This window comes from Mycobacterium sp. IDUB_17 (assembly GCF_055419465.1).
Genome location: NZ_JBVAXS010000008.1, coordinates 73,812 through 97,694 on the forward strand (window position 1 = coordinate 73,812; position 23,883 = coordinate 97,694).

The window sequence follows — 23,883 nt, forward strand, 5'->3', positions numbered from 1 at the left end:
ACAATGACGAGATCAGAACTCAAGGAAGTTCAACGGGTCTCCGGAGGCGCCGAGGAACACGGCCACCTCGAAGAGTTCCGCACCGACCCGATCGGTCTGATGAAGCGCATCCGCGAGGAGTGCGGTGACGTCGGCTGGTTCCAGCTCGCCGACAAGCAGGTGCTGCTGCTCAGCGGCGCGGAGGCCAACGAGTTCTTCTTCCGCTCCAGCGATTCGGATCTGAACCAGGCCGAGGCCTACCCGTTCATGACCCCGATCTTCGGCGAGGGCGTGGTGTTCGACGCCGATCCCGAGCGCCGGGCCGAGATGCTGCACAACACCGCGCTGCGTGGCGAGCAGATGAAGGGCCACGCCGCGACGATCGAGCGGCAGGTCCGCGGGATGATCGAGAACTGGGGCGACAGCGGCGAAATCGACCTGCTCGACTTCTTCGCCGAGCTGACCATCTACACCTCGACGGCCTGCCTGATCGGCGAGAAGTTCCGCAACCAGCTCGATTCGCGGTTCGCCAACTACTACCACCTGCTCGAGCGCGGCACCGATCCGCTGTGCTACGTCGACCCCTACCTGCCGATCGAGAGCTTCCGCATCCGCGACGAGGCCCGGGCCAACCTGGTGGAGCTGGTGCAGGAGGTGATGAACGGCCGGATCGCCAATCCGCCCACCGACAAGAGCGATCGGGACCTGCTCGACGTGCTGGTGTCCATCAAGGACGAGGAGGGCAATCCGCGCTTCTCGGCCAATGAAGTCACCGGCATGTTCATCTCACTGATGTTCGCCGGCCACCACACCAGCTCTGGGACCTCGTCCTGGACGCTGATCGAACTGCTGCGCCATCCGGACTTCTACGCCAAGGTCCAACAAGAGCTCGACGACCTCTACGCCGACGGCCAAGAGGTGAGTTTCCATGCGCTGCGCCAGATTCCGAACCTGGACAATGCGCTCAAGGAGACCCTGCGGCTGCATCCCCCGCTGATCATCCTGATGCGGGTGGCCCAGGACGAGTTCGAGGTGGCCGGACACCCGATCCACAAGGGCCAGATGGTGGCGGCCTCACCGGCGATCTCCAACCGAATCCCCGAGGACTTCCCCGACCCGGATGCCTTCGACCCAGACCGGTACGAGAAGCCGCGCCAGGAAGACCTCATCAACCGGTGGACCTGGATCCCGTTCGGGGCCGGCAAGCACCGCTGCGTCGGGGCGGCGTTCGCCCAGATGCAGATCAAGGCGATCTTCTCGGTCCTGTTGCGCGAGTACGAGTTCGAGATGGCACAGCCGCCCGAGACCTACCAGAACGACCATTCGAAGATGGTGGTGCAGCTGGCCCGGCCGGCCAAGGTTCGCTACCGGAAGCGGGTTTAGGAGCGCACCCATGGGTTGCTACCGCGTTGAGGTCGATGAGGATCTGTGCCAGGGCCACGCCATGTGTGAGCTCGAAGCCCCGGACGTGTTCCGGGTTCCCAAACGCGGCACCGTCGAGATCCTCGATCATGAGCCACCCGACGAGCTCCGTGGAGCCGTCGAGATGGCCGTCGAGATGTGTCCCACCCAAGCACTATTCATCAAAGAGAAGGAATGACAATGGCGTCACGCGAAGAATTGGAAGCCTGGTCGGATCGCTGGCTCAAGGCCAACCAGGAGGCCGAGAAGGCCGGTGACTGGAAGCCGCTGGCCGACTTCTACACCGAAGATGCCACCTACGGCTGGAACATCGGCCCCAAGGAAGACGTGATGTGCGTCGGGCGCGACGAGATCCGCGACGTGGCGCTGGGCCTGGAGATGGAGGGCCTGGAGAACTGGGTCTACGAGTACCAGCGGGTGCTGATCGACGAGAAGCAGAACGAGATCGTCGGCTTCTGGAAACAGATCGCCAACAAGGGCGACGGCACCACGAGCGAGATCTACGGCATCGGCGGCAGCTGGTTCCGGCTCAACGATCAGCTGCTGATCGAGTGGCAGCGGGACTTCTTCGATTTCGGCCACGTCCAGAAGGCGTTCATGGATCTGATCACCTCTGGCGATCTCACCCCCACCATGCAGAAGCGCATCGAGCGTTCGGTGGCAGGCGAGAAATTGCCCGGTTACTACCCGCTCGGCGAAGCCCCGGTGAAGATCTGGTAGTCCCTTGCCAAGCGGTTGCTTGGGGGTGGGTGTGACGCATGCAACTAATGGCTCTAGTCTGTGATCACCGGCTCTAGTGGAAGGCACATGTCGATGAAGACAAAAGGCGCTCTCATCTGGGAGTTCAACCAACCGTGGACGATCGAGGAGATCGAGATCGGTGACCCCGTCAAGGACGAGGTCAAGATTCAGATGGAAGCCTCGGGCATGTGCCATTCCGACCACCACCTGGTGACCGGCGACATCCCGATGGCAGGGTTCCCGGTGCTCGGCGGCCACGAGGGTGCCGGCATCGTGACCGAGGTCGGCCCGGGCGTCGACCACATCCAGCCCGGCGACCACGTCGTGCTGTCGTTCATCCCGTCCTGCGGTGAATGTCCGGCGTGTCAGGAGGGCCTGCGTAACCTGTGCGATCTGGGCGCAGGTCTGCTGGCCGGCACCGCCGTCTCCGACGGCACCCATCGCATCCACTCCGTCAAGACCGGCCAGCCCGTCATCCCGATGACTCTGCTGGGCACGTTCAGCCCGTACATGGTGGTGCACAAGAGCTCGGTCGTGAAGATCGATCCGTCCATCCCGTTCGAGGTGGCCTGCCTCGTGGGTTGTGGTGTCACCACCGGCTACGGCTCGGCCGTGCGCAGCGGTGACGTCCGCCCCGGCGACGACGTCGTGATCGTCGGTGTCGGCGGTGTCGGCACCGGTGCCCTCCAGGGTGCGCTGGCCGCCGGTGCACGCAACGTCTTCGCCGTCGACCCGGTCGAGTTCAAGCGTGACAATGCGCTGAAGTTCGGTGCCACCCACGCCTACCCCGACATCTTCTCGGCGATGGCAGGCGTCGCCGAGGTCACCCACGGCCGGATGGCGCACAAGACGATCGTCACCGTCGGTGAGCTCAAGGGCGAGGACATCGACCACTACATGAACATCACCGCCAAGGGCGGCACCGTGGTCGCCACCGCGGTCGCCAACATGGCCAGCAACGACGTGAAGCTCAACCTGTCGATGCTGACGCTGCTGCAGAAGCGCCTGCAGGGCACCATCTTCGGCGGCGGCAACCCGCACCACGACATCCCGCAGCTGCTGAGCATGTACAAGGCGGGTCGGTTGAACCTCGACGACATGGTCACCCGGCAGTACAAGCTCGAGCAGATCAACGACGGCTACGCCGACATGCTCGAGGGTCGCAACATCCGCGGCGTCATCCGCTACACGGACGCCGATCGGTAACCACTCTGCGTTTTGTGGAGCCGCAGCCGTAGCGAGAACGGCTGCGGCTCCACAACTCGGTGTGAAAGGAACACATGACCGAGACATCCACTGAGACACCTGTCGTCGTCGCATCGCGGTCGTCGTGGAAATGCGTGCAATCCGGTGACCGCGAGGGCTGGCTGGCCCTCATGGCCGATGACATCCTGGTCGAGGACCCGATCGGCGAGGCCGTCACCAACCCCGACGGCACCGGCGTGCGCGGCAAGGAAGCCCTCGGCGCTTTCTACGACGCCAACATCGGGCCCAACGAGCTGACCGTCACGTGCGAGGAGACGTTCCCGTCCAGCTCGCCGAGCGAGATCGCCTACATCCTGGTGCTGCGCACCAAGTTTCCCAACGGGTTCACCGCCACCGTGCGTGGTGTCTTCACCTACAAGGTGAACGACGAAGGCCTGATCACCAACCTGCGCGGCTACTGGAACCTGGAAGCCATGGTCTTCGCGCAGGAAGAGAACTGACCAGCGGCGCGCTCGCCGGCCGCGGCGCGATCGTGGTCGGCGGCACCCGCGGCATCGGCCTGGCCGTTGCCGAACTGCTTTCCTCCCAGGGTGCGGGTGTGGTGGTCAACGGACGCGACGCCGACGCAGCACACGCTGCCGCACAGCGGATTTCCGGTGTCCCCCACGCCGGTTCACCCGCCGACCCGCAGGTGGCCGACGCGCTCGTCGACACCTGTGTGACCGAGTTCGGCCGCGTCGACATCCTGGTCAACTGTGCAGGTACCGCAGAACCGGCCGGGTCTTCCATTCTGAATGTCACCAGCACCGAATTTCGCGAGCTGCTCGACGCGCACCTGGGCACGGTGTTCGAGACCTGCCGTGCGGTCGCACCGAAGATGGTGGCCCAAGGGGGCGGCACCATCGTCAACACCAGTTCCTTCGCCTTCCTCGGCGATTACGGGGGCAGCGGCTATCCGGCGGGCAAGGGTGCGGTCAACGGACTGACGCTGGCCATCGCCGCGGAGCTCAAGGAGCACGGGGTCCGGGCCAACGTGGTGTGCCCGGGTGCCCGCACCCGGCTGTCCACCGGATCGGATTACGAGCAGCACATCACCGAACTCAACCGGCGCGGGCTGCTCGACGACGTCAGCATGCAGGGCGCGCTGGACGCGGCACCGCCGGAGTACGTGGCCCCGACGTACGCCTACCTGGTCAGCGACGAAGCCAAGGATGTGACCGGCCGCATCTTCATCGCGGCGGGCGGGTTCATCGGCGAATTCGCCCGGCCCTCAACCGGTTTCATCGGGTTCCGGGACCACAACAGCACGCCGCCGTGGACGGTCGAGGAACTGCACGAGACCATCTCCGGGACGTGACCGGAGTTCAGGAAGCTTCGCGCTCGCGCTTGGCGGCCTCGCGCGCGAGCAGCCGATCACGCTGCTCCTCGAACTTGACCACCTTTGTCTGCAGGTCTTCCAGGAACGCCGCCAGCTGATCGCGACGGGCCTCACCGGCGGCACTGAAGTCATCGCGCTCGAAGATCCGCCACTTGCGCAGGTTCGGCATGACCACTTCTTCGAGGTGCTGGCGCAGGTCGTAGATCCCGTGCTTGGCCATCAACACACCGTTGCGGCGGAAGTCCGGCATCCCCTGTCCCGGCATCCGGAAGTTCTCGACGACAGCGCCGACCGCGTCCAGGGCTTGGTCGGGCGAAAGGTCGAGGGCGGCCTCGCACATGTTCCGGTAGAAGATCATGTGCAGGTTCTCGTCCGCTGCGATGCGCTGTAGGAGCCGGTCGGCGATCGGATCGTCACAGACCTTGCCGGTGTTGCGGTGGCTGACCCGGGTGGCCAGCTCCTGGAAGGTCACGTACGCGACCGACATCAGGAATTCGGAGTTGTGCATCGCCCGCTCTTCGTCCGTGGACGTGAAGCCGTTGGTCACGTGCTCCATGCGGGCCTGCTCCAGCGCGACGAGATCGACGCCGCGGGTGACCACCAGATAGTCCCGAATCGCGATGCCGTGCCGATTCTCCTCGGCGGTCCAGCGATTCACCCAGGCTCCCCAGGGTCCGTCCTGGGAGAAACTTCCGGCGGCTTCACGGTGATACGACGGCAGGTTGTCCTCGGTGAGCAGGTTGGTGATCATCGCCGCCCGGGCCACGTCGCTCAGCTGCGATTGCTCTAGATCCCAGTCCTTGCCACCGGCGGCGGCGAAGCTGCTGCCCGACTCCCACGGGATGTAATCGTGCGGATACCAGTCCTTGGTGGTGGCCAGGTGGCGGTTGAGGTTTACCTCGGCTATCTGCTCCAGCTCAGCCTGCAAAACCGCATCGGTCAGCTCCTGCTGCATGAATCCCCTTAAAGCCGATATGTGACCACATCGGACTAGCTAAAATCCCCCGCCCATTCAGCAAAGATAGAGCACGATCGGCCTCAACGACGACTCCACGGGCAGCGCGAAACTCTCGGCGGGCCCAGATCGGGCGCTCACTATGCTTGCGACCATGGCGTCCGTCTTCACAAAGATCATCAACGGAGAACTGCCCGGGCGATTCGTCTACGAAGACGATGAGATCGTCGCGTTCCTGACCATCGCACCGATGACGCAGGGCCACACGCTGGTGGTTCCCCGGGCCGAGATCGACAACTGGCAGGACGTCGAACCCGCGGTGTTCGGCCGGGTGATGGAGGTGTCACAGCTGATCGGCAAGGCCGTGTGCCAGGCGTTCGGTGCCCAACGTGCCGGCGTGATCATCGCCGGCCTCGAGGTGCCGCACCTGCACGTGCACGTGTTCCCGGCCTACAACCTCGCCGACTTCGGTTTCGCTCACGTCGATCACAACCCGTCGGCCGAATCCCTCGACGCGGCGCAGGCGAAGATCAAAGCCGCGCTGGCAGCTCTGCAATCCTCGGCAAGCTGACGGTGAACCGGCAGCCCTGACCGGGCGCCGTGGTGACCTTGACCGTGCCGCCGTGGGCCAGCACCAGGGAATGCACGATCGACAGGCCAAGCCCGGTGCCGCCGCTCGCGCGGGTGCGTGAGGTATCCGCGCGGTAGAACCGTTCGAATACCCGGCGCGCGTCGTCCTGGCTCATGCCGGGCCCTTCGTCGCACACCTCGATGATGGCGTGGTCGTCGTCGGTGCCGACCCGCACCGTGATCCCGGCAGTTTCCGGGGTGTGCTGCACCGCGTTGGCGACCAGATTGCTGAGCACCTGGCGCAACCGGGCCTCGTCGCCGAGCACCTCGGGGGTCCCGGGGCCGTCGAACACCTCCATGCGCACCCGACGGCTCGGGGCGATCGACTGCGTGTCGTGCACGGCATCGGTGGCCAGGGTCAACAGGTCGACCCGATGCTGATCCAGCGGCCGCTGCGCGTCCAGGCGGGCCAGCAGCAGCAGATCCTCGACCAGCAGGCCCATCCGCCGGGACTCGCTCTCGATCCGGCCCATCAGCATCTCGACGTCGCGGGCGGCCCCCTGGCGGTACAGCTCGGCGAATCCACGGATCGTGGTGAGCGGGGTGCGCAGCTCGTGGCTCGCGTCGGTGATGAAGCGGCGCATCCGTTCCTCGGAGGTGCGCGCCTGCTCGGCGGAGTCTTCCGACGACGCCATCGCCCGTTGGATCTGCGCGAGCATGCCGTTGAGTGCCGAAGACAGCCGCCCCACCTCGGTACGCGGATCCCGTTCGGGGACACGACGATCCAACTGGCCGGCCGCGATGGCCGCGGCGGTGCGTTCCACCTCGACCAGTGGGCGCAGGCTGCGGTGCACGACGGCGTAGCCGACAATGCCGAGGACCACCAGCACCACCGTGCCGATGCCGACCTGCGACCAGATCAACGCGCGTACCGACGACTGCACGTCGGACAGGTCGATCGCGACCGTGGTGAGTTCACCGTTGGGGCCCTCCACCGTCATGGCCCGCCACTGCACGTCGGAATCGCCGACGGATTTGACGGTCACCGGCGCCGGACCGACGTTGTTGTCGTCGGGCAGTGCGGGTTCGGCCTCGCGGTCGTTGATCGCGATCCAGGTCCGGCCGTCCTGATCGACGCCGCGGACGTAGAAGTTCGACGGCGGGCGTGCCGGGTTCGGCCCCTCCAGGGGGGTCATGGGCAGTTGGCGCGGCTCCTGGGCCCAGCTTCCGGCGGCGTCGAGAAGCGTCTGATCGATGCGGCTCACCTCGGTGTGCCGCATGATCGAGGTCACCGCGACGCCGGAGGCCAGCAGTCCGCACGCCACCAGAACCAGTGCGACGGCCACCAGTCCGACCCGCAACGGCACACCGTGCCGCTCTACCCGGTCAAACACTCCAAAAGTATGCCGCCGATGAACGGACCTCAGCGCGGCTCACGCAAAACGTAACCGACCCCGCGCAGCGTGTGCAGCAGGCGCTTGTCGCCGGTGTCGATCTTGCGGCGCAGGTAGGACACGTAGGACTCGACGACATTGACGTCGCCACCGAAGTCGTAGCGCCACACGTGGTCGAGAATCTTGGGCTTCGACAGCACCGTGCCCGCGTTGATGATGAAGTAGCGCAGCAGGGTGAACTCGGTCGGCGACAGCGAGACCGGCTCGCCCGCCTTCCACACCTCGTGCGTGTCCTCGTCGAGCTCGATGTCGGCGAACGACAGCTTGGCGTTGCGGGGTTCCTCGACGCCCCGGCCGGACCGGCGCAGGATCACCCGCAGCCGAGCGACGACCTCTTCGAGGCTGAACGGCTTGGTCACGTAGTCGTCGCCACCGAGGGTCAGGCCGGCGATCTTGTCCTGCAGGCTGTCGCGGGCGGTGAGGAACAGCGCGGGCGCGTCGATGCCGTCGGCGCGCAGCCGGCGCAGCAGCCCGAAGCCGTCCATGCCGGGCATCATCACGTCCAGGATCACCGCGTCGGGGCGGACTTCCCTCGCTTTGTCGAGGGCAGCGGCGCCATTGGATGCGGTGTGGACCTCGAAACCCTGGAACTTCAGGCTGACGGACAGCAGCTCCACAATGTTGGCCTCGTCGTCGACGACGAGGATCCGGGCTTCGGGGACGCTCTCAGGAACTGCAGGCATGGCCATTCCCTGATGTTGATGGTGCCTCTTGAACTCAACCTGCATGCACGCTGTGCACTTCCTGTGAGTTTAGCTGTGACGCGGGTAACTACACTGACGCCCATGAACCTCGGCAAGACGCTGGTCCAGGTTGCTACCGCGCCCGTGCGAATCGGGCTGGCCGTGGCCGACGCCGGACTCGGCATCGCCAACGAGACCCTCAATGCGGTGCAGCGCAGCTTCACCGATGCGAACCCACTCAACGGCAGGTCATCGATGGCCTCACTGTTCGGTATCGACGATGCGGTGGAGCGCGCGAACCGGTTGGCGCGGCTGCTGGACGACGATGCCCCGCTGGGTCGGGCACTGGCGCCCGACGGCCCGATCAACCGTTTGCTGCGGCCGGGCGGGCTGGTCGACCAGCTGACTGCCGAGGGCGGCCTGCTGGACCGGCTGACCGCAGACAACGGCGCGGTGGCCCGGGCGGTGGCCCCCGGAGGCCTGGTGGATCAGGTCACCCTGGAGGGCGGCCTGCTGGACCGGCTGACCACCGAGGACGGCGCGGTGTCCAGGGTGATCGCGCCGGGCGGGCTGGCCGATCAGCTGCTGGCCAACGACGGACTGTTCGAGCGGGTGCTGCGCGAGGACGGGGTGGCCGACCGCCTGCTGGCCGAGGGCGGCCTGCTCGACACCCTGACCGATCCCGACGGCCCGCTGCTCAAACTCGCCGACGTCGCCGACACCCTGAATCGACTGGCGCCCGGGCTCGAGGCCCTGGCCCCCACGATCGACGCGCTGCACGACGCGGTCATCACGCTGAGCCAGGTGGTCAATCCACTGAGCAACATCGCCGACCGCATTCCGCTGCCTCGCCGTTCGTCGCGGCGGACCTCCCCGCGGCCGGTCGCCTCACAGCGAATTATCGACGCCGACGACTGACCCGTTAAGCTAGGGCGCGTTCCACCCGCCTCCTTAGCTCAGTGGTAGAGCAACATACTTGTAATATGTAGGTCATCGGTTCAATCCCGATAGGAGGCTCCAGCTTTGGCATCGGCCGTTTGTCGGTGCCTGCTCGTAGCTTCAATCCATGAGACTGTGTCGCGCTTGCGGTGCACCGCTTTCGAAGCGCAGCCAAAGAACCTATTGCGGTAATGCGTGTCAGGCTGTTGCCCGACGAGAAGCCATGACAAAGCGCTGGCTCGATTCCGGGGAAGCGTGGATCGACGGCCACCCGGGGCACTACGTTCGGCTGTATCTGGCCGACGCTCAGTCAGGCTGCTGCGCAATCTGTGGCGGAACCAGCACCTGGCAAGGTCTGTTGCTGACATTGGTGGTTGACCACATCGATGGGGACTCGACGAACAATCGACGGGAGAATCTGCGCCTGGTCTGCCCGAACTGTGACTCCCAGCTGCCGACGTACAAGGCTCGCAACCGTGGCAGGGGGCGACACTTCCGCCGCGAGCGCTACGCCAACGGCCAGTCGTTCTAGGAGACCAGGCCCCGGCCGATCATCACGAAGGCAGCCAGGGCGAAGAGCACGGTGTTGGCCAGCACGTTGCGGGGTTCGTGTAGTCGGCTGTGCGCCCACGCCGCGCCGACCATCACCACGCACAACCCGGCGGCGGCCGGCGGCGTCAGTACCGCACCGATTCCGGTGAGCCCAGGCGCGATCAACCCGATCACCGCGAGAAGTTCCATCGAGGCGGTGAAGCGGACGACGGGTATGGGAAACATGGCCACCCCGGTTTGGCCGGTGTCCAACAGCCTCTCGCGGGTCATCGTGAGTTTGGCGGTGCCGGATACGGCGAATACCGCGGCCAATACCAGTTGGGCGGCCCATAGCGTGATGTTCATGGTGGTGTCCCTTCTGTTTTGGGCATCTAGACCGTTGACGAAGGACGGTGCCCGGATGTGACACCACATGGCCGGTGTCACACATGACCGCCGCGCATCGTCTGAAGGAGTGAGGGACAAACCACCTTCGGGGAGATGCCATGGCAGACAACGCCGGTTACGAGACGATCCGCTACACCCGCCGGGCGCACGTCGGCACCCTGACGCTGAATCGGCCCGCCAAGCTCAACGCCCTGAATCCGCAAATGCGAACGGAACTCGGCCATCTCGGTGTACGGCTGGCCGAGGACGATGGGTTGCACTGCCTGGTGGTGGCGGGTGCGGGCAGGTCGTTCTCGGCGGGGCTCGATCTGGCGGAGGCGATGACGGGCACGCTGGCCCGGTTCGCCGACCGGGACCCCGACGACGAAGAAACCATCGAACTGGGCCTCGAGGTGGCAGGCGTCTTCGAGTTCATCCCAGAACTGCGGTGCCCCAGCGTCGCCGCCGTCCACGGCCACGCCTATGGCGCGGGCCTGCAACTGGCCCTGGCCTGCGACTTCCGGATTTTTGCCGAAGGCGCACGCGTCGGCCTCATCGAGGGGCGCTACGGCCTGCTGCCCGACATGGGTGCCACCTTCCGGCTGCCGCGCATCATCGGTGAGGGTCGAGCGCGGGAATTGATCCTGCTCGGCGAGATCATCGACGCCGCCGAGGCATTCCGGATCGGGTTGGCCAATCGCATCGTCCCCGATGGCCAACTCGGTTCTGCGGTGAACGAATTCGCCGAGCGACTGGCCGCCCAACCGCCGACGGCGGTGCACGGCGCGCGGGCAGCCATCGATGCCGGTTGGCGCCTGGATTCTGCGACCAGTCTGCGAATGGCCGTCGCCGCACAGGCTCGATGCCTCGCCTCGGACGAGTTCAAGGGCGTCCTTCGACCGAGCGGATCGGCATTGCGCTGACGGGCGGTCAAACCCGGGTGGTCAGCTTCCGAAGTGTCTGGTATTCGCTGTCCTTGTAGGGCCGCCCGTCGGGTTGCAGCAGATCGCTGAACCACACGTTCGGAACCTTGGTGTAGGGCTTGTCCCACGAATCCCACGGGAAATAGGTCTGGGTCTTTCCGGCCACCAGACCCCAGCTGTAGGCACCGACGTTGTGCCGCTTGGCAACCGGCAGCACGCCTTCGACGGTGCTGCCCTGATCCCGGGCCAGGTACTCGGTGCACAGGATCGGCCGCCCCAGCGGGGCGAGTTCGGCGATGCGGGCCTCGAATTCGCCGGGGCCCGCATAGGAGTGGAAGGAGATGACGTCGGAGTTGTCGAGTTGGAAGTTGTCCATCTCGCTGCGGCTTCCGCGATCCCAGCTGCCCTGCCACACACCACTGGTCAACGGCTGCACGGCATTGACCGAACGCGCCCAACCGAACACCTGGGGCAGCAGACCTCCGACGGCGTCGATCTTGTCCTTGCGCTCGACCTTGCGGTATTGCTTCGCAGGATTGTCCGGCTCGTTCCAGAGGTCCCAGCCCAGGACCCGGTTGTCGTTGCGGAACTGGCTCATCACCCCGACCACGTAATCGCGCAGAGCGGGGCGGTAGCGAGGGTCGTCGATACGTTGTGCGCCCGGGCTCTGCACCCAGCCAGAGTTGTGCACGCCGGGCGTCGGCGCCCGCTGTGCCCCGAGCTGGGGGTGCGGATCCCAGCACGAATCGAAGAAGACGAACAGCGGCTTGATTCCTTGACGCGCCGCGATCCCGACGAATTGGGCCAGCCGGCTTTGGAATCCGGCTCGGTCCTGCGCCCACAGCAGGTCGTGCAGGAAGACCCGTACGGTGTTGAACCCGAGGAGCCGGCACGCGCCCAGCTCACTGTCGATGCGCCGCGCATCGTAGGTGCCCGGCGAGAACATCTCGATCTGGTTGATCGCGTTCGACGTGATGAAGTTGGTGCCGACGAGCCAACCCTGCGCCTGATACCACGCGTTGGCACGCTCAACCGGCCACTGGCCCGCTGCCGCCGTCGCGCGAGGGATCACGGGAAGTGTGCTCAAAGCCGCGGATGCGGCCAGTGCCAGCGGGATCTTCAGGGCCGTTCGACGGTGCACTTAGTGAACATAGTGGGGCTCAGCAAAGAACCTTCGCTCACGGATGACATTGCAACCATTGAGGTTTCAGATCGTTATCAACTCGGCACCCTCAGAGCCGGCCCACGGTGAAGTCAGCGGCCTGGCCGGGCATGCCGTTGAGCAGGTAGGCACTGTGCGCGAAGTTGGGGACCCCCGCCGGTGTTCCGTCGCAGATGGTGTCGCCGGGCTCGCACAACTCGATGGTCTTGCCCTTGTACCGCGGGCCGATCACCATCGCCGGCGCACCGATATCGCGCATGAACTCGTCGGACGGCGTGCCGAGCAGCACCACCGAGGCCACATGGTCGGACACGGCGGGAGCCATGGGTTGGGGGATGAACTGCTTGTACTCGGGCGGGATGCCGTCAGGAATGGCGGCCGCGGTGGTGTAGCCCGCTACCACCGCGCCCTGGGAGTATCCGCCCAGAACCACCTTGGTGTTGGGACAGTCCCTGGCCGTGGCCTCGATGTGGCCGGACGCGTCCCGGATGCCGTCGACAACCGTCCTGGCGAACTCGATGCGGTCACCGAAATTCCCGCTGGCCTGATAGTTGACGGGATACACCTCGACCGAGCGTTGCCCGGCACGCGCACGCAGCGCGTCGACGAACGTCTGTCCCGGTCCGCCGACGCCCGGCGGCTCGTAGGTGCCGCGGGCGAACACCACCTCGACGTCGGGGCACGGCTGCGCGGATGCAGCGGGCAGTGGTGCGATCGGGACGGCGCAGGCGGCGATCAGCACCGCACCCTGGACCAGTTTCAAGACGTTCATTTGCGACTCCACGCGAACCGGATCGTTCGAACGTTTTCAGTTCCCCATGCTGGCACATCCGAAACCTGGATGACAGGGTCCGCAAATATTGACGGGGACCTATCCCAGCGGTACGTCCAGATAGGGCCGAGGATCGGCCGCGCCCGGGCCGTCGAAATGCCACCACTCCCCCGAGTACACCGTCAGCCCGCCGGCACCCATTGCCTCACGCAACCGGGCCCGGTTGGCCTGCGCAGAGGGGCTCACCCCGTCGGTGGCGTAGGCCAGGCTGCGCGGAGTGAAGTCGTCGAACCCGGTGCCCATGTCAGCCCCGGCGATCGTCACGTCCACAGAGCGGCCTGCCTCGTGGCTGCGTGCATACGCTGACGGCCGGGCCACCCAGTTCGGGTTGGACACCACCTCGAACATCTTGACCTGCACCTCGTGTGGCCGATAGCAGTCCCAGAACACCAGGGTCTGCGGTCGCAGCGCGGCCGCAGCGGCCGCCAGCCCGGAGGCCATCGACTCGTGCACCAGACACGGCGCCCCGGGCGGATAGAGCCTCTGGCCGACGAAGTTGTCGCTGGTCGCGTACCGCAGGTCGATCACCGCGTCGGGGACGATTGAGCGCACGTCGACCAGGCCCGCCTCGGCCGCCGGCCTGGCGAACGACGCCGGCGCCGAGGCGACCGAGACGGCGATGGCGGCGGTCGTCAGCACCGCCGCCGCCAGCGGCCGGGTCCGTGCGGAAATGACACTCTCTTCTTCAGGCATGTTGCTTTCCGATGTACGATAACCACACTCTTATTCAGCGTCGGAGCCTCCGGCGGCCATTTACTTACGCGCAGAAGTAACCGACGGATTGGAGCGATCCTATGGCGTCAGCCGTACCGGAGACCGTCGCAACCCGCTATGCCGGCAGACGGGTCGAGCGGGTCGAAGACACCCGCCTGCTCACCGGACGCGGTACGTACGTCGACGACATCACACGGCCCGGCATGTTGCACGCCTGCTTCGTCCGCAGCCCCTACGCGCATGCGAAGTTCACCGTCATCGATGCCGCCGCAGCCCTGGCGCTGCCCGGCGTACATGCGGTGCTCACCGCCGCCGACCTGAACCCTGAGGTCAAAGAGGCCTGGCATGCCGTCGCGGGCAAGGATGTCGCCGACACCCCACGGCCACCCCTGGCCGAGGGCGAGGTCAAGTTCGTCGGGGATCCGGTGGCGCTCGTCATCGCCGAGAACCGCTACATCGCCGAGGACGCGGTCGATCTGGTCGACGTCGACTACGAGCCACTGCCCGCGATCGCCGACTTCCGGCAGGCCCTCACCTCCGAGGTGTCCGTTCACGAGGCTTTCCCCGACAACAACGCCGGCGGCTTGGCCGGCATGCCGCCCGACGAAGAGGTCTTCGGCTCCGCCGCGCATGTGGTGAAAGAGCACGTCTACCAGCAGATGCACGTGCCGGTGCCGATCGAGACGCGCGGCATGGTCACCGAATGGTCGGCGACCTCCGGCGAGCTGACCATCTGGGCCTCCACTCAGACCCCGCACGAACTGCGAGCCTTCGCGGCCCGGCTGCTCGGCATCCCGGCCCAACATGTGCGAGTCATCATGCGCGACACCGGCGGCGGATTCGGCCAGAAGGTCGTCCCGATGCGCGAGGACATGTGCATCATGCTGGCCGCCCGCAAAGTTCCCACGGCGCTCAAGTGGATCGAGGACCGCCGCGAGAACCTGATGTCGGCCGGTCAGTCCCGCCACGTCGACGGCGACGTGCGCATGGCTTTCGATGACGACGGCACCATCCTGGCGGCCGACATCGACTTCATTCAGGACGTCGGCTCGTACCCGACCCCGTACCCCGTGCTGACCACCGCGGCCATCGGCATGTTCTTCCCCGGCCCGTACCGGGTGCCCAAGGCCAGCTTCAGCTACAAGACGGTGTTCTCCAACACCGCGGGCCTGCACGCCTACCGCGGGCCGTGGCAGTACGAAACCCTCACCCGCGAAATACTTCTCGACATCGCCGCCCGCAAGATGGGCATGGATCCCGTCGACCTGCGGCGCAAGAATCTCCTGCGCCGCGACGAGATGCCGTACTTCAACCCCAACGGCATGCCCTATGACCACGTCGCCCCGATCGAGACCTTCGAGCAGGCCGTCAAGATCCTCGACCACGAGGGCTTCCGAAAGGAGCAGGCCGAGGCGCTGGCCCAGGGCCGCTACCTCGGGCTGGGCTTCTCGGCCTACATCGAGCCGACTGGTGCGGCCACGGGGCACCTGGCCAGCGAGGGATGCACGATCCGGATGGAGCCGACCGGCAAGATCAACGTGTACGTCAACGGCGGATCCACCGGAAACAGCTTGGAAACCACCGTCATCCAGCTCACCGCCGACGCTCTGGGCGCCGACATCGACGACGTCGCCACCATCCAGGGCGATACCGCGGTGACCCCCTACGGTGCAGGCACCCAGGGCAGCCGCAGCGCCCCGATGACCGCGGGCGCGGTCAACGAGGCCGGCACCATCCTGCGCAACCAACTGGTCGCGATGGCCGCCGCACGCCTGGGCGTCGAGGAATCCGAGATCGAACTCGGCGGGTCGAAGGCGATTGCGCGCAACAATCCCGAAAAGAGTGTCAGCTTCGCCGATCTGGCCTTCCGCGCCCACTACGAGCCGCAGATGCTGCCGCCGGGCATGTCAGCGTCATTGGAGGCCACCGCCCGCTACACCGCACCGCCGACCGCCCCGATCCACTGGGCCAATGCCACCCACGCCTGTACGTGTGAGGTCGACGTGGTCACCGGGCACGTCACCCTCACGCGCTACATCGTCAGCGAGGATGTCGGCCCGATGATCAACCCCAACGTGGTCGAAGGCCAGATCGCCGGCGGCACCGCCCAGGGCATCGGCGGCGCGCTGCTGGAGAAGCTCTCCTACGACGACGCCGGAAACCCGCTGTCCTCAACATTCGTGGACTATCTGCTACCCACCGCCACCGAGGTCCCGACGATCGAGTACGGCCACGTCGAGATCCCCGGCCCCGGCGTCGGCGGCTACAAAGGTGCGGGCGAGGGCGGTGCCATCGGCTCGACGCCCGCGGTGATCAACGCGGTGAACGACGCGTTGGCCCCGCTCGGCGTCACCCTGACCACCCTGCCCGCCACCCCGTCGGCCATCGTCGAAGCCATCGAGCAGGCGCAGGAACCCCGCTCGCAGGAGAACCAAGGAAGGGATCACTGATCGTGGAGCTCAACAACGAATTCCGGGTCGCGGTACCTGCGGCGAAAACCTGGGAGGTGCTCACCGACGTCGAGCGCGTGGCGCCCTGCCTGCCCGGCGCCACCCTACTGAGCGTCGACGGCGACGATTTCACCGGCGCGGTCAAGGTGAAGGTCGGCCCGATCACGGTGTCCTACAAGGGCGATGCGACGTTCCAGGAAAAGGACGTGGCCGCGCAGCGGGTGGTCCTCAAGGCCAACGGCAAGGAGACCCGCGGCAACGGCACCGCGTCGGCCGTCGTGACCGCCCAACTCAAAGACGAGGGCGCCGATTCCACGCTCGTGGTCGTCACCACCGATCTGGCCATCTCGGGCAAGGCCGCCCAGTTCGGCCGCGGCGTGCTGGCGGACGTGGCGGGCAGCCTGATCGACCAGTTCGCCCGCAGCCTGGAGGCCGAACTCCTCGGCGGGACGGCCTCGGCGGCCGAAACCGGTTCCACCGCAGGGTCACCCGAGCAGGCACCACATGAAGCTGCGCCGATCAACGCACTCGCCTTGGCCAAGGTGATGGCGGTGCCGATGGCCAAGCGGTTCGCGCCGGCCATCGGCGCGGTCGCGGCCGCAGGTGTGCTCGGCTTCCTGTTCGGCCGAGCGGGTCGCAACAAGCGTAAGAGCAGCGGGCTGACCACCGAGGATCTGCACGCCGCGCTGCTGCGGTTGGTGTCATGAAGCCCGCCCCTTTCGCATACCACCGGCCCACCACGGTCACCGAGGCGGTGGCCATGCTCGGCGAGTACGGCGAAGACGCCAAGGTCCTGGCCGGCGGCCAGAGCCTGGTGCCGATGCTGGCGATGCGCCTGACGCACTTCGACAACCTGATCGACATCTCGCGGCTGCCCGAGCTGAACGACATCACCCTGCAGGGCAACGAGGTTCGGATCGGTGCGGCAACACCGCACGCCATGGTGGGGCTGGACGACGAGATCGCCGATTCGGTACCGCTGCTGACCCTGGCCACGCCGCACATCGGTCATTTCCAGATCCGGAGCCGTGGCACGCTCGGCGGCGCGATCGCGCACGCCGATCCGGCGGCCGAGTATGCGGCCGTCGCCCTGGCGCTCGATGCGACGATCGAGGCCACCTCGGCGCGTGGCACCCGTCAGATCCCGGCCGCTGAGTTCTTCACCGGCCTGTGGGAGACCGCGCTGGACTCCGACGAGATCCTGACCGCAGTACGCTTCCCGGTCGCATCGGGCCGCAGTGGCTTCGGGATCGCCGAATTCGCCCGACGCCACGGCGATTTCGCGATCGCCGGCGCTGTGGTCGGATTCGAGCTCGATGAGGACGACCGGATCACGCGCTGCGGTATCGGCCTGCTCGGACTCGGCTCTACCCCGCTGCGAGCCACCCCGGCCGAGTCGGCGGTCATCGGGACCCCGATCGGCGGCCTCACCGCCGACGAGATCGGCCGGCTCGCGATGTCCGAGCTCACCGACATTCCTTCCGATCTGCAGGGCACGGCGTCGTACCGGGCCCGGGTCGGGGCCGCCATGGTTTCCAGAGCCTGGACCCAGGCAACCACGCACGCCGAGGAGGCCCTCAATGCATGAACTGCCGGTTGCGGTTTCGGTCAACGGGCGCGACTACCAGGGTGTGGTCGAGCCGCGCGTCACGCTGGCCGATTTCCTCCGGGACAACTGCGGTCTCACCGGTACCCACCTCGGCTGCGAGCACGGCGCCTGCGGCGCCTGCACGGTCCTGCTGGACGGGCAGGCGGTCCGGTCATGTCTGGTGTTCGCGGTTCAGGTGGACGGCCAGGAAGTGACCACGGTCGAGGGCATCGCCGGCCCGGACGGGCAGCTGTCCCCGGTACAGGCCGCGCTCAAGGAGTGCCATGGCCTGCAATGTGGCTTCTGCACACCGGGATTCGTCACGTCGATCACCGCGATGCTGCGCGACAACCCGAATCCCAGCGACGAGGAGATCCGCGCGGGGCTTTCGGGCAACTTCTGCCGCTGCACTGGCTACCAGGGCATCGTCAACGCGGTGCACCGGGTCTGCGAACACGCCGACAACGACGCCGAGCTCAAGCCTCTAGCTCAGCAATGACTTTCGCGATGCGCCGGGCCCGGGTCTCGGCAGCCGCCGTTTCAGTCGCACGCTCCTGAGTATCTGGACGGCCATGTTGGTGGAGGTCAGCATCGGAAAGACGCCGAGGAACGTGCGTTCCGACGGGGTATGCCCGTGGAGTTGCTCGAGGCTGCCGAAGACGTAGAAGCATCCGATACAGAACAGGGTGGCCGGAACGGCGAACGCCAGGACGCTGCCACGGACGGAGAGCACCTCACGCGCCAAGGTCAGCTCGTCGTCCGAGAGCGCCTCCCGTTTACGCACCTTGCGCAAAGTCGCCTGCAGGACGCCGATGTCGAGCTTCGACGTGACGTGAGGCTTGCTCATCGACCGCCTCGTGAACACGAACGCGATGATCGCGAACACCCAGATCAATGAGAAGAAGACGATCGACAACAGGCCGAAGAGAGTGGAGGTCGTCATGTCACACCTCTGCTTCCTGCCGCAGCGGACCCGGCTGTGGCGAGCGCTGCCGTAGTGGTCGCTGTCGGATGAAGGTCGGCCACCAGAACCACGGTCCGAGCATTCGTAGCAGGCACGGCACGATGAACGACCGGACGATCAGGGTGTCGAGCAGCAGGCCGATGCAGACCGTCGATCCCACCTGACCGATGGTGCGCAGATCACTGATCAGCATCGCCAGCATCGTGAACGCGAACACCAGACCCGCGGAGGTCACCACTCCACCCGTGCTGCCGAGCGCCCGGATCAGCCCGGTGTTCAATCCGGCGCCGGTCTCCTCCTTGACCCGGGAGATCAACAGCAGGTTGTAGTCCGAGCCGACCGCGACCAGGATGATGAAGGTCAGCGGCAGCACCAGCCAGTGCAGGTGCAGGCCGATCAGGTGCTGCCACACCAGGATTGACAGCCCGAACGCTCCGGCATACGAGAACGCCACCGTGCCGGGAATGACGAAGGCCGCCACCAGACTTCGGGTCAGATAGAGCATGATCAAGAAGATCAGCACGATCGCGGCGATCGCCACGATGAGCAGATCGGACGCGGCGTAGGCCTTGATGTCCTTGTTGTTCGACCCCGCGCCGCCGATGTAGATCTTGGCGCCGGCCAGTGAGGTTTCCTTGAGTGCCGCCTTGATCGCGTCCGGGAACTGTTCGACGTGGTCGATTCCCTCCGGGCCCATGGCGTTGCCCTCATGGGTGACGATGAACCTGGCGGCCTTGCCGTCCGGCGACATCATCAGCTGCATACCCGTCTTGACGTCCTCGTTGTCGAACGCCTCTCTGGGGATGTAGAAGAAGTCGTCACTTCGGGATTGGTCGAAGTCGTTGCCCACGTTGATCAGATCGGAGAACGTCTGATCGGTCTGCGTGGACTGCAGGTGCGCAGGTCCGTAGTTGTTGGTGATCACGCCGAGCAGGGACCGGGTGTCGCCCAGCATGCGTTCCAACTGCGAGATCATCTGCGGCAGCAGCTGGTCGATGGCCTCGAACGACGTGACGGCGTTGGTGATCTGCGCATCGAGGCTGTCGATGCCGTCCAGCGAGTCGAACAGCGATCGCATTGCCCAGCACACCGGGATGTCGAAACAATGCGGCTCCCAGTAGAAGTAGCTCTTCAGCGGCCTCAGGAAGTCGTCGAGGTTGGAGATGCCGGCGTTCATGTCATCGGTGACCTGTTTGAGGTTCTCCAACGTGAGCACCGTCGAGTGGAGTTCGTCGGACATCTTCTGGGTCAGCCCGATCACCTGCTGCAGCACCTCGACCGAACGCGCCTGGATCTCGGCCTGCTTGTCGGTGTTCTCGTTCTGTTGCTCGTTGAACGGCAGTTGCTGACCGCTTCCGCTGCCCTGCGTGGTGAACAGGTACGGGATCGTCGCGTGCTCCAACGGCCGGCCCAAGGGACGGGTGATGCTCTGCACCATGGCCACACCGGGCAGGCGGATGAGGCTCTTCGCGACCCGGTCCAGCGAGATGAAGTCCGCCGAGTTACGCATGTCGTGATCGCTCTCGATCATCAGCATCTCGCTGAACAGCTTGCTCTGCGAGAAGTGCCGGTCCGACGCCTCGAAACCGAGATTGGCTGAGCCATCGGCAGGTTGGTACGAGCGGTCGTCGTAGCTGACCCGGTAGGTGGGAACGAACACCGCCCCGATCATCACGACCGCGCAACTGGCGACGAAGACGGGTTTGGGCCACCGCACCACACTCGTCGCGATCCGTCGGTACAGGTGTCCCTTGGCCGCCCGTTTCGGATCGAACAGGCCGAACATGCTGCCGAGGGTGAGTATCGCCGGTGCGAGCGTCAGGGCGGCGGCGATGGTGAACAGCATGCTGATGGCGACGGCCGGGCCCATGGTGTGGAAGTAGTCGAGACGCGCCAGGCTCAGGCAGTAGCAGGCGCCGGCGATGGTCAGCCCGGAGCCGATGATGATCGGGGCGACGCTGCGATAGGCGGTGTAGAACGCGCCTTCCCGGCTTTCGCCGGCCTGCCTGGCCTCCTGATAGCGGCCCAGCAGAAAGATGCCGTAATCGGTTCCGGCGCCCAGGGTCAGCGCCACGACGATGTTCACCGCGAACGACGACAACGGGATGAGGCCGAAGTGCCCGAGGGTGGCGATGACGCCCTTGGCGACGAGCATCTCGATCAGGACGCTGACGAGCGGTACCAGCAGGGTGGAGACCGAGCGGTAGACCACCAGGAGCATGATCACGATCAGGATGATCGTCAGGATGGTGATGTCGTTGAGGCTGGAGTTGGCGATCGTCAGTGTGTCGGCGGCCAGTGGTGCGGCCCCGCTGACGTAGACCTTCAGCCCGGGTGGCGGAGTGTCGTTGGCGATGAGGTCGCGGACGGCGTTCACCGACTCGTTCGCCTGGAGCTGGCCGATGTTGCCGGCGAGTCGCAGCAGGACGAATGTCGCCTTACCGTCGACGCTTTGGGCGCCGGCCGCGGTGATCGGCTTGCCCCACAGGTCCATGACGTACTGCACGTGCTCCGGATCCTGCTTGAGCCGGCTCATCAGGTCGTCGTAGTACCGGTGATCGCCGTCGTCGAGCGGCCGGTCGGCTTCCAGCACCAGCATCGTCAGGCTGGTGGAGGTGGACTCCTGAAACTTCTCGCCGATGCGCAGCATCGCGACCTGTGACGGTGCGTAACTCGGGATCATCGAGCCTGCGAGTTGTTCGGCAACGCGTTCCACCTGCGGGATGAACGTGTTGGTGCTGACGGCGAGGAGGGCCCAGAAGACGATGATCGGCACCGCCAACACGCGTACGGCACGGGCGACGGCCTGCCCCTTCGCCCGGTGTGCGCTCATGCGGACTTCACCCGGCAGGTGACGTCCGCATCCGCATGGGTCGACGATTGTTCATCGCGCACAACGTCGTTCACGAGCATCCGGCAGCCCACGTTGCCGCCGTCGACCTGCGCCGAGATGCTGCCCGACACGACGGTGAGTGTCGTCGTCTCCGTGTGCGTCCACGGCAGCTCGGTGATGTCGACCTTGTGCGGGTGGCCGTTGATGTCGATGTAGCTCAACATCCCACCGTTGCCGACGGTCCCGAACAACTCATAGGTGAGCCGCTTCGGGGTGAACTGCTCGGGTGCCTGAGCGGTCAGGACCGACGGGACGGGCCCCGGCTCCGACATCTGATGCACCTTCCACACGGCGACCGATCCGATACCGACCGCGATGACGGTGACCAAGGGGAGCCAGCCCTTCTGCAGGAAGGTTCCGTCGAGTGGCCGTCGGGTCGCTCGGTCGCCACGCTCATTCGCCGGCTGGTCAACGATCATGACGGCTAGATATATCGCATATAGGAACTATCTATCAACCCCTATGACCACCAATCCGCAGCGTACGGCGAGTCTGCGACTTCGCTGTGCGCCGCGAATTAGCAATAATGGTCAACCGTTAGCGCGTGAACCCACGCCACATCAGCCCAAGCCCACGCCCCTCAGTTTCCGGCGCATTACTTCCTGCAAGTGATATAAATACCTCGTGAGCGATACGCCGAGCAGCAGAGTGGAAGCGATCTCGGCCATGCTCGTCTCGAGCGCTGATCTGATGTGGCGACATCTCGCTGACCGCAAAGGCCTGAGTGCGAGCGCAACACTCGTTCTGGTGCGCCTCAACCGCGAGGGGCCCATGAGGGTCACCGCACTGGCCGAGGCGGAAGGTGCGAGCCAATCGGGCATGACGCAGCTTGTTCAGCGACTGGAACAGCAGGGGCTGGTGGAGCGGTGCGACGATCCCGACGACGGACGGGCATGCCTGGTCAAGGTCGGAGAAGGCGGCCGGCAGTTGTGGGAAGAGCGCGCCGACATCCGCAAGCAGCGCATCGCCACGCTCCTCGCCGGACTGTCGGATGACGACCAGGTGACCCTGTGGCTCGCCGCACAGGTCGCGGCGCGACTGGTCGACCAGATGCGCGAGATCGCCGATACTCCGGCAGATGCCGAATCCGAGGGCGTTGCCTGATCGGACGGCCGCCGAGAACTTCGACTTCCGCCATAGTTCGAACCAACCCGGTAAGAGTGGAGTCATGAAGATCGGATTCATCGGCCTGGGCAACATGGGTGCGGCCATGGCCGCCAACCTGCTCAAAGCCGGTCACGAGGTCACCGCGTACAACCGCTCCCCCGACAAGGTGACCGCACTGGCCGCCCAGGGGGCACAACCGGCCGCCTCGGTGGCCGACGCCTGTCAGGGCGACGTCGTCGTCACCATGTTGGCCAACGACGACGCGGTGCAGGCGGTGACATTCGGCGACGACGGCATCCTCGCCTCGCTGTCCGAAGGCGCCGTCCATGTCTCGTCGTCGACTGTCAGCACCGCCCTGGCCGAGCGCCTCACCGAAGCCCATGCCGCGGCGGGCCAGGGTTTCGTCGCCGCCCCGGTGTTCGGCAGGCCCGAGGCCGCCGCGGCGGCCAAGTTGTTCGTCGTTGCGGCAGGCGCCCCGGCCACAGTCGAGAAGGTGTCGCCGATTTTCGATGCCATCGGGCAGCGCACATTCGTCCTCGGCGAGGACCCTCAAGCCGCGAACCTCGTCAAGATCAGCGGCAATTTCCTGATCGCCTCGGTGATCGAATCCCTCGGTGAGGCAATGGCACTCGTGGGCAAGGCCGGAGTGGACCGACAGCAGTACGTGGAGCTGCTGACCTCGACGCTGTTCGACGCTCCGGTGTACCGCACCTACGGGGGTTTGCTGGCCCGTGAGGAATTCACCCCGGCCGGATTCGCCGCCACGCTCGGCCTCAAGGACGTGAAGCTGGCACTGAGTGCGGGTGAGGACCTACAGGTACCGCTTCCCGTCGCCAGCCTACTGCGGGACCGGTTCCTGACCCTGCTGGCGACCGGCGGCGGAGATCTCGACTGGTCCGCGGTTGGCGCACTCAGCGCGTGGGAGGCCGGCTCAGCGCACCCGGCCTAGATATGACAATGCCGGGGATTGCGGCCAGTACCGACCGCAATCCCCGGCACAATGTC

General features: G+C 65.9%; 26 protein-coding genes and 1 tRNA gene. 17 read left to right on the top strand and 10 right to left on the bottom strand.

The window, feature by feature from the left end:
- Window positions 1–3: 3 nt before the first annotated feature.
- From ACZYZ7_RS28585 to ACZYZ7_RS28610, 6 genes are all read left to right on the top strand, one after another.
- A complete protein-coding gene (locus tag ACZYZ7_RS28585) occupies window positions 4–1,362 on the top strand; it encodes a cytochrome P450 (protein ID WP_463742291.1) in 1,359 nt (452 codons plus the stop codon).
- A 10-nt stretch (window positions 1,363–1,372) separates the two neighbouring features.
- Entirely contained in the window at window positions 1,373–1,579 is a 207-nt protein-coding gene (locus tag ACZYZ7_RS28590) for a ferredoxin (RefSeq protein ID WP_135452408.1), read from the top strand.
- A gap of 2 nt (window positions 1,580–1,581) precedes the next feature.
- Entirely contained in the window at window positions 1,582–2,121 is a 540-nt protein-coding gene (locus ACZYZ7_RS28595) for a nuclear transport factor 2 family protein (RefSeq protein WP_463742292.1), read from the top strand.
- A 93-nt stretch (window positions 2,122–2,214) separates the two neighbouring features.
- Window positions 2,215–3,348 (top strand): NDMA-dependent alcohol dehydrogenase, encoded by a 1,134-nt coding sequence (locus ACZYZ7_RS28600; RefSeq protein ID WP_135459823.1) that lies wholly within the window; start codon window positions 2,215–2,217, stop codon window positions 3,346–3,348.
- Between the two features lie 74 nt (window positions 3,349–3,422).
- A complete protein-coding gene (locus ACZYZ7_RS28605) occupies window positions 3,423–3,848 on the top strand; it encodes a nuclear transport factor 2 family protein (protein ID WP_463742293.1) in 426 nt (141 codons plus the stop codon).
- A gap of 29 nt (window positions 3,849–3,877) precedes the next feature.
- Window positions 3,878–4,705 carry an SDR family NAD(P)-dependent oxidoreductase gene (locus ACZYZ7_RS28610; protein WP_450071235.1) on the top strand — a complete coding sequence of 276 codons (828 nt, stop codon included), beginning with the start codon at window positions 3,878–3,880 and terminating at the stop codon, window positions 4,703–4,705.
- A 7-nt stretch (window positions 4,706–4,712) separates the two neighbouring features.
- On the opposite strand, the gene ACZYZ7_RS28615 is transcribed toward ACZYZ7_RS28610, so the two are convergent.
- On the bottom strand, window positions 4,713–5,681 hold the full coding sequence (locus tag ACZYZ7_RS28615) for an acyl-ACP desaturase (RefSeq protein WP_135452401.1): 969 nt from the start codon (window positions 5,679–5,681) through the stop codon (window positions 4,713–4,715).
- Window positions 5,682–5,835: 154 nt separating this feature from the next.
- On the opposite strand from ACZYZ7_RS28615, the gene ACZYZ7_RS28620 reads away from it, so the two are divergent.
- Entirely contained in the window at window positions 5,836–6,252 is a 417-nt protein-coding gene (locus tag ACZYZ7_RS28620) for an HIT family protein (protein ID WP_450071164.1), read from the top strand.
- On the opposite strand, the gene ACZYZ7_RS28625 is transcribed toward ACZYZ7_RS28620, so the two are convergent.
- Window positions 6,212–7,645 carry a sensor histidine kinase gene (locus ACZYZ7_RS28625; protein ID WP_463742294.1) on the bottom strand — a complete coding sequence of 478 codons (1,434 nt, stop codon included), beginning with the start codon at window positions 7,643–7,645 and terminating at the stop codon, window positions 6,212–6,214. The genes ACZYZ7_RS28620 and ACZYZ7_RS28625 overlap by 41 nt on opposite strands.
- Before the next feature lie 29 nt (window positions 7,646–7,674).
- On the bottom strand, window positions 7,675–8,394 hold the full coding sequence (locus ACZYZ7_RS28630; protein WP_135452394.1) for a response regulator transcription factor: 720 nt from the start codon (window positions 8,392–8,394) through the stop codon (window positions 7,675–7,677).
- Window positions 8,395–8,490: 96 nt separating this feature from the next.
- Here ACZYZ7_RS28630 and ACZYZ7_RS28635 point away from each other — a divergent pair, with 96 nt between their 5' ends.
- The 3 genes from ACZYZ7_RS28635 to ACZYZ7_RS28645 all read left to right on the top strand — a co-directional run bounded on the left by ACZYZ7_RS28635 (window position 8,491) and on the right by ACZYZ7_RS28645 (window position 9,859).
- On the top strand, window positions 8,491–9,306 hold the full coding sequence (locus ACZYZ7_RS28635) for a hypothetical protein (RefSeq protein WP_450071166.1): 816 nt from the start codon (window positions 8,491–8,493) through the stop codon (window positions 9,304–9,306).
- A 27-nt stretch (window positions 9,307–9,333) separates the two neighbouring features.
- Window positions 9,334–9,408 (top strand) — tRNA-Thr (locus ACZYZ7_RS28640).
- A gap of 46 nt (window positions 9,409–9,454) precedes the next feature.
- On the top strand, window positions 9,455–9,859 hold the full coding sequence (locus ACZYZ7_RS28645; protein ID WP_463742295.1) for an HNH endonuclease: 405 nt from the start codon (window positions 9,455–9,457) through the stop codon (window positions 9,857–9,859).
- Here ACZYZ7_RS28645 and ACZYZ7_RS28650 read toward each other — a convergent pair.
- Entirely contained in the window at window positions 9,856–10,224 is a 369-nt protein-coding gene (locus tag ACZYZ7_RS28650; protein ID WP_463742296.1) for a DoxX family protein, read from the bottom strand. The two genes, ACZYZ7_RS28645 and ACZYZ7_RS28650, sit on opposite strands and share 4 nt — an antisense overlap.
- A gap of 140 nt (window positions 10,225–10,364) precedes the next feature.
- Between ACZYZ7_RS28650 and ACZYZ7_RS28655 the strand changes: the two genes are divergently transcribed.
- Window positions 10,365–11,168 carry an enoyl-CoA hydratase/isomerase family protein gene (locus tag ACZYZ7_RS28655; protein WP_463742297.1) on the top strand — a complete coding sequence of 268 codons (804 nt, stop codon included), beginning with the start codon at window positions 10,365–10,367 and terminating at the stop codon, window positions 11,166–11,168.
- 7 nt (window positions 11,169–11,175) lie between these two features.
- On the opposite strand, the gene ACZYZ7_RS28660 is transcribed toward ACZYZ7_RS28655, so the two are convergent.
- From ACZYZ7_RS28660 to ACZYZ7_RS28670, 3 genes are all read right to left on the bottom strand, one after another.
- The gene (locus tag ACZYZ7_RS28660) at window positions 11,176–12,255 is read right to left on the bottom strand and encodes a glycoside hydrolase 5 family protein (protein WP_463742361.1); all 1,080 of its coding nucleotides are present in this window, start codon (window positions 12,253–12,255) and stop codon (window positions 11,176–11,178) included.
- A 145-nt stretch (window positions 12,256–12,400) separates the two neighbouring features.
- A complete protein-coding gene (locus ACZYZ7_RS28665) occupies window positions 12,401–13,102 on the bottom strand; it encodes a cutinase family protein (protein ID WP_463742298.1) in 702 nt (233 codons plus the stop codon).
- Window positions 13,103–13,201: 99 nt separating this feature from the next.
- Window positions 13,202–13,855: a M15 family metallopeptidase gene (locus ACZYZ7_RS28670; RefSeq protein ID WP_450071171.1), complete on the bottom strand. Its 654-nt coding sequence runs from the start codon at window positions 13,853–13,855 to the stop codon at window positions 13,202–13,204.
- A 101-nt stretch (window positions 13,856–13,956) separates the two neighbouring features.
- On the opposite strand from ACZYZ7_RS28670, the gene ACZYZ7_RS28675 reads away from it, so the two are divergent.
- From ACZYZ7_RS28675 to ACZYZ7_RS28690, 4 genes are read left to right on the top strand one after another with little or no spacing between them, the layout of a single operon-like run.
- Window positions 13,957–16,326, top strand: coding sequence for a xanthine dehydrogenase family protein molybdopterin-binding subunit (locus ACZYZ7_RS28675; RefSeq protein WP_450071172.1), 2,370 nt, complete (start codon window positions 13,957–13,959; stop codon window positions 16,324–16,326).
- A 2-nt stretch (window positions 16,327–16,328) separates the two neighbouring features.
- Window positions 16,329–17,033, top strand: a complete 705-nt coding sequence (locus ACZYZ7_RS28680; RefSeq protein WP_450071173.1) for an SRPBCC family protein — start codon at window positions 16,329–16,331, stop codon at window positions 17,031–17,033.
- Complete coding sequence (locus ACZYZ7_RS28685; RefSeq protein WP_450071174.1) at window positions 17,030–17,914, top strand: FAD binding domain-containing protein; 885 nt, start codon at window positions 17,030–17,032, stop codon at window positions 17,912–17,914. The genes ACZYZ7_RS28680 and ACZYZ7_RS28685 overlap by 4 nt, the downstream gene beginning before the upstream one ends.
- Window positions 17,907–18,413 (top strand): (2Fe-2S)-binding protein, encoded by a 507-nt coding sequence (locus tag ACZYZ7_RS28690; RefSeq protein ID WP_450071175.1) that lies wholly within the window; start codon window positions 17,907–17,909, stop codon window positions 18,411–18,413. Before ACZYZ7_RS28685 ends, ACZYZ7_RS28690 begins: the two co-directional genes overlap by 8 nt.
- Here the strand turns inward: ACZYZ7_RS28690 and ACZYZ7_RS28695 are convergent.
- From ACZYZ7_RS28695 to ACZYZ7_RS28705, 3 genes are read right to left on the bottom strand one after another with little or no spacing between them, the layout of a single operon-like run.
- Window positions 18,399–18,857, bottom strand: coding sequence for a hypothetical protein (locus tag ACZYZ7_RS28695; protein ID WP_450071176.1), 459 nt, complete (start codon window positions 18,855–18,857; stop codon window positions 18,399–18,401). The genes ACZYZ7_RS28690 and ACZYZ7_RS28695 overlap by 15 nt on opposite strands.
- A gap of 1 nt (window position 18,858) precedes the next feature.
- Window positions 18,859–21,729 (bottom strand): MMPL/RND family transporter, encoded by a 2,871-nt coding sequence (locus ACZYZ7_RS28700; RefSeq protein WP_450071237.1) that lies wholly within the window; start codon window positions 21,727–21,729, stop codon window positions 18,859–18,861.
- Window positions 21,708–22,190 carry an MmpS family transport accessory protein gene (locus tag ACZYZ7_RS28705; RefSeq protein ID WP_450071177.1) on the bottom strand — a complete coding sequence of 161 codons (483 nt, stop codon included), beginning with the start codon at window positions 22,188–22,190 and terminating at the stop codon, window positions 21,708–21,710. Before ACZYZ7_RS28705 ends, ACZYZ7_RS28700 begins: the two co-directional genes overlap by 22 nt.
- A gap of 205 nt (window positions 22,191–22,395) precedes the next feature.
- On the opposite strand from ACZYZ7_RS28705, the gene ACZYZ7_RS28710 reads away from it, so the two are divergent.
- Window positions 22,396–22,875, top strand: coding sequence for a MarR family winged helix-turn-helix transcriptional regulator (locus ACZYZ7_RS28710; RefSeq protein ID WP_450071178.1), 480 nt, complete (start codon window positions 22,396–22,398; stop codon window positions 22,873–22,875).
- A gap of 64 nt (window positions 22,876–22,939) precedes the next feature.
- Window positions 22,940–23,827 (top strand): NAD(P)-dependent oxidoreductase, encoded by an 888-nt coding sequence (locus ACZYZ7_RS28715; RefSeq protein ID WP_450071179.1) that lies wholly within the window; start codon window positions 22,940–22,942, stop codon window positions 23,825–23,827.
- Window positions 23,828–23,883 lie beyond the last annotated feature (56 nt).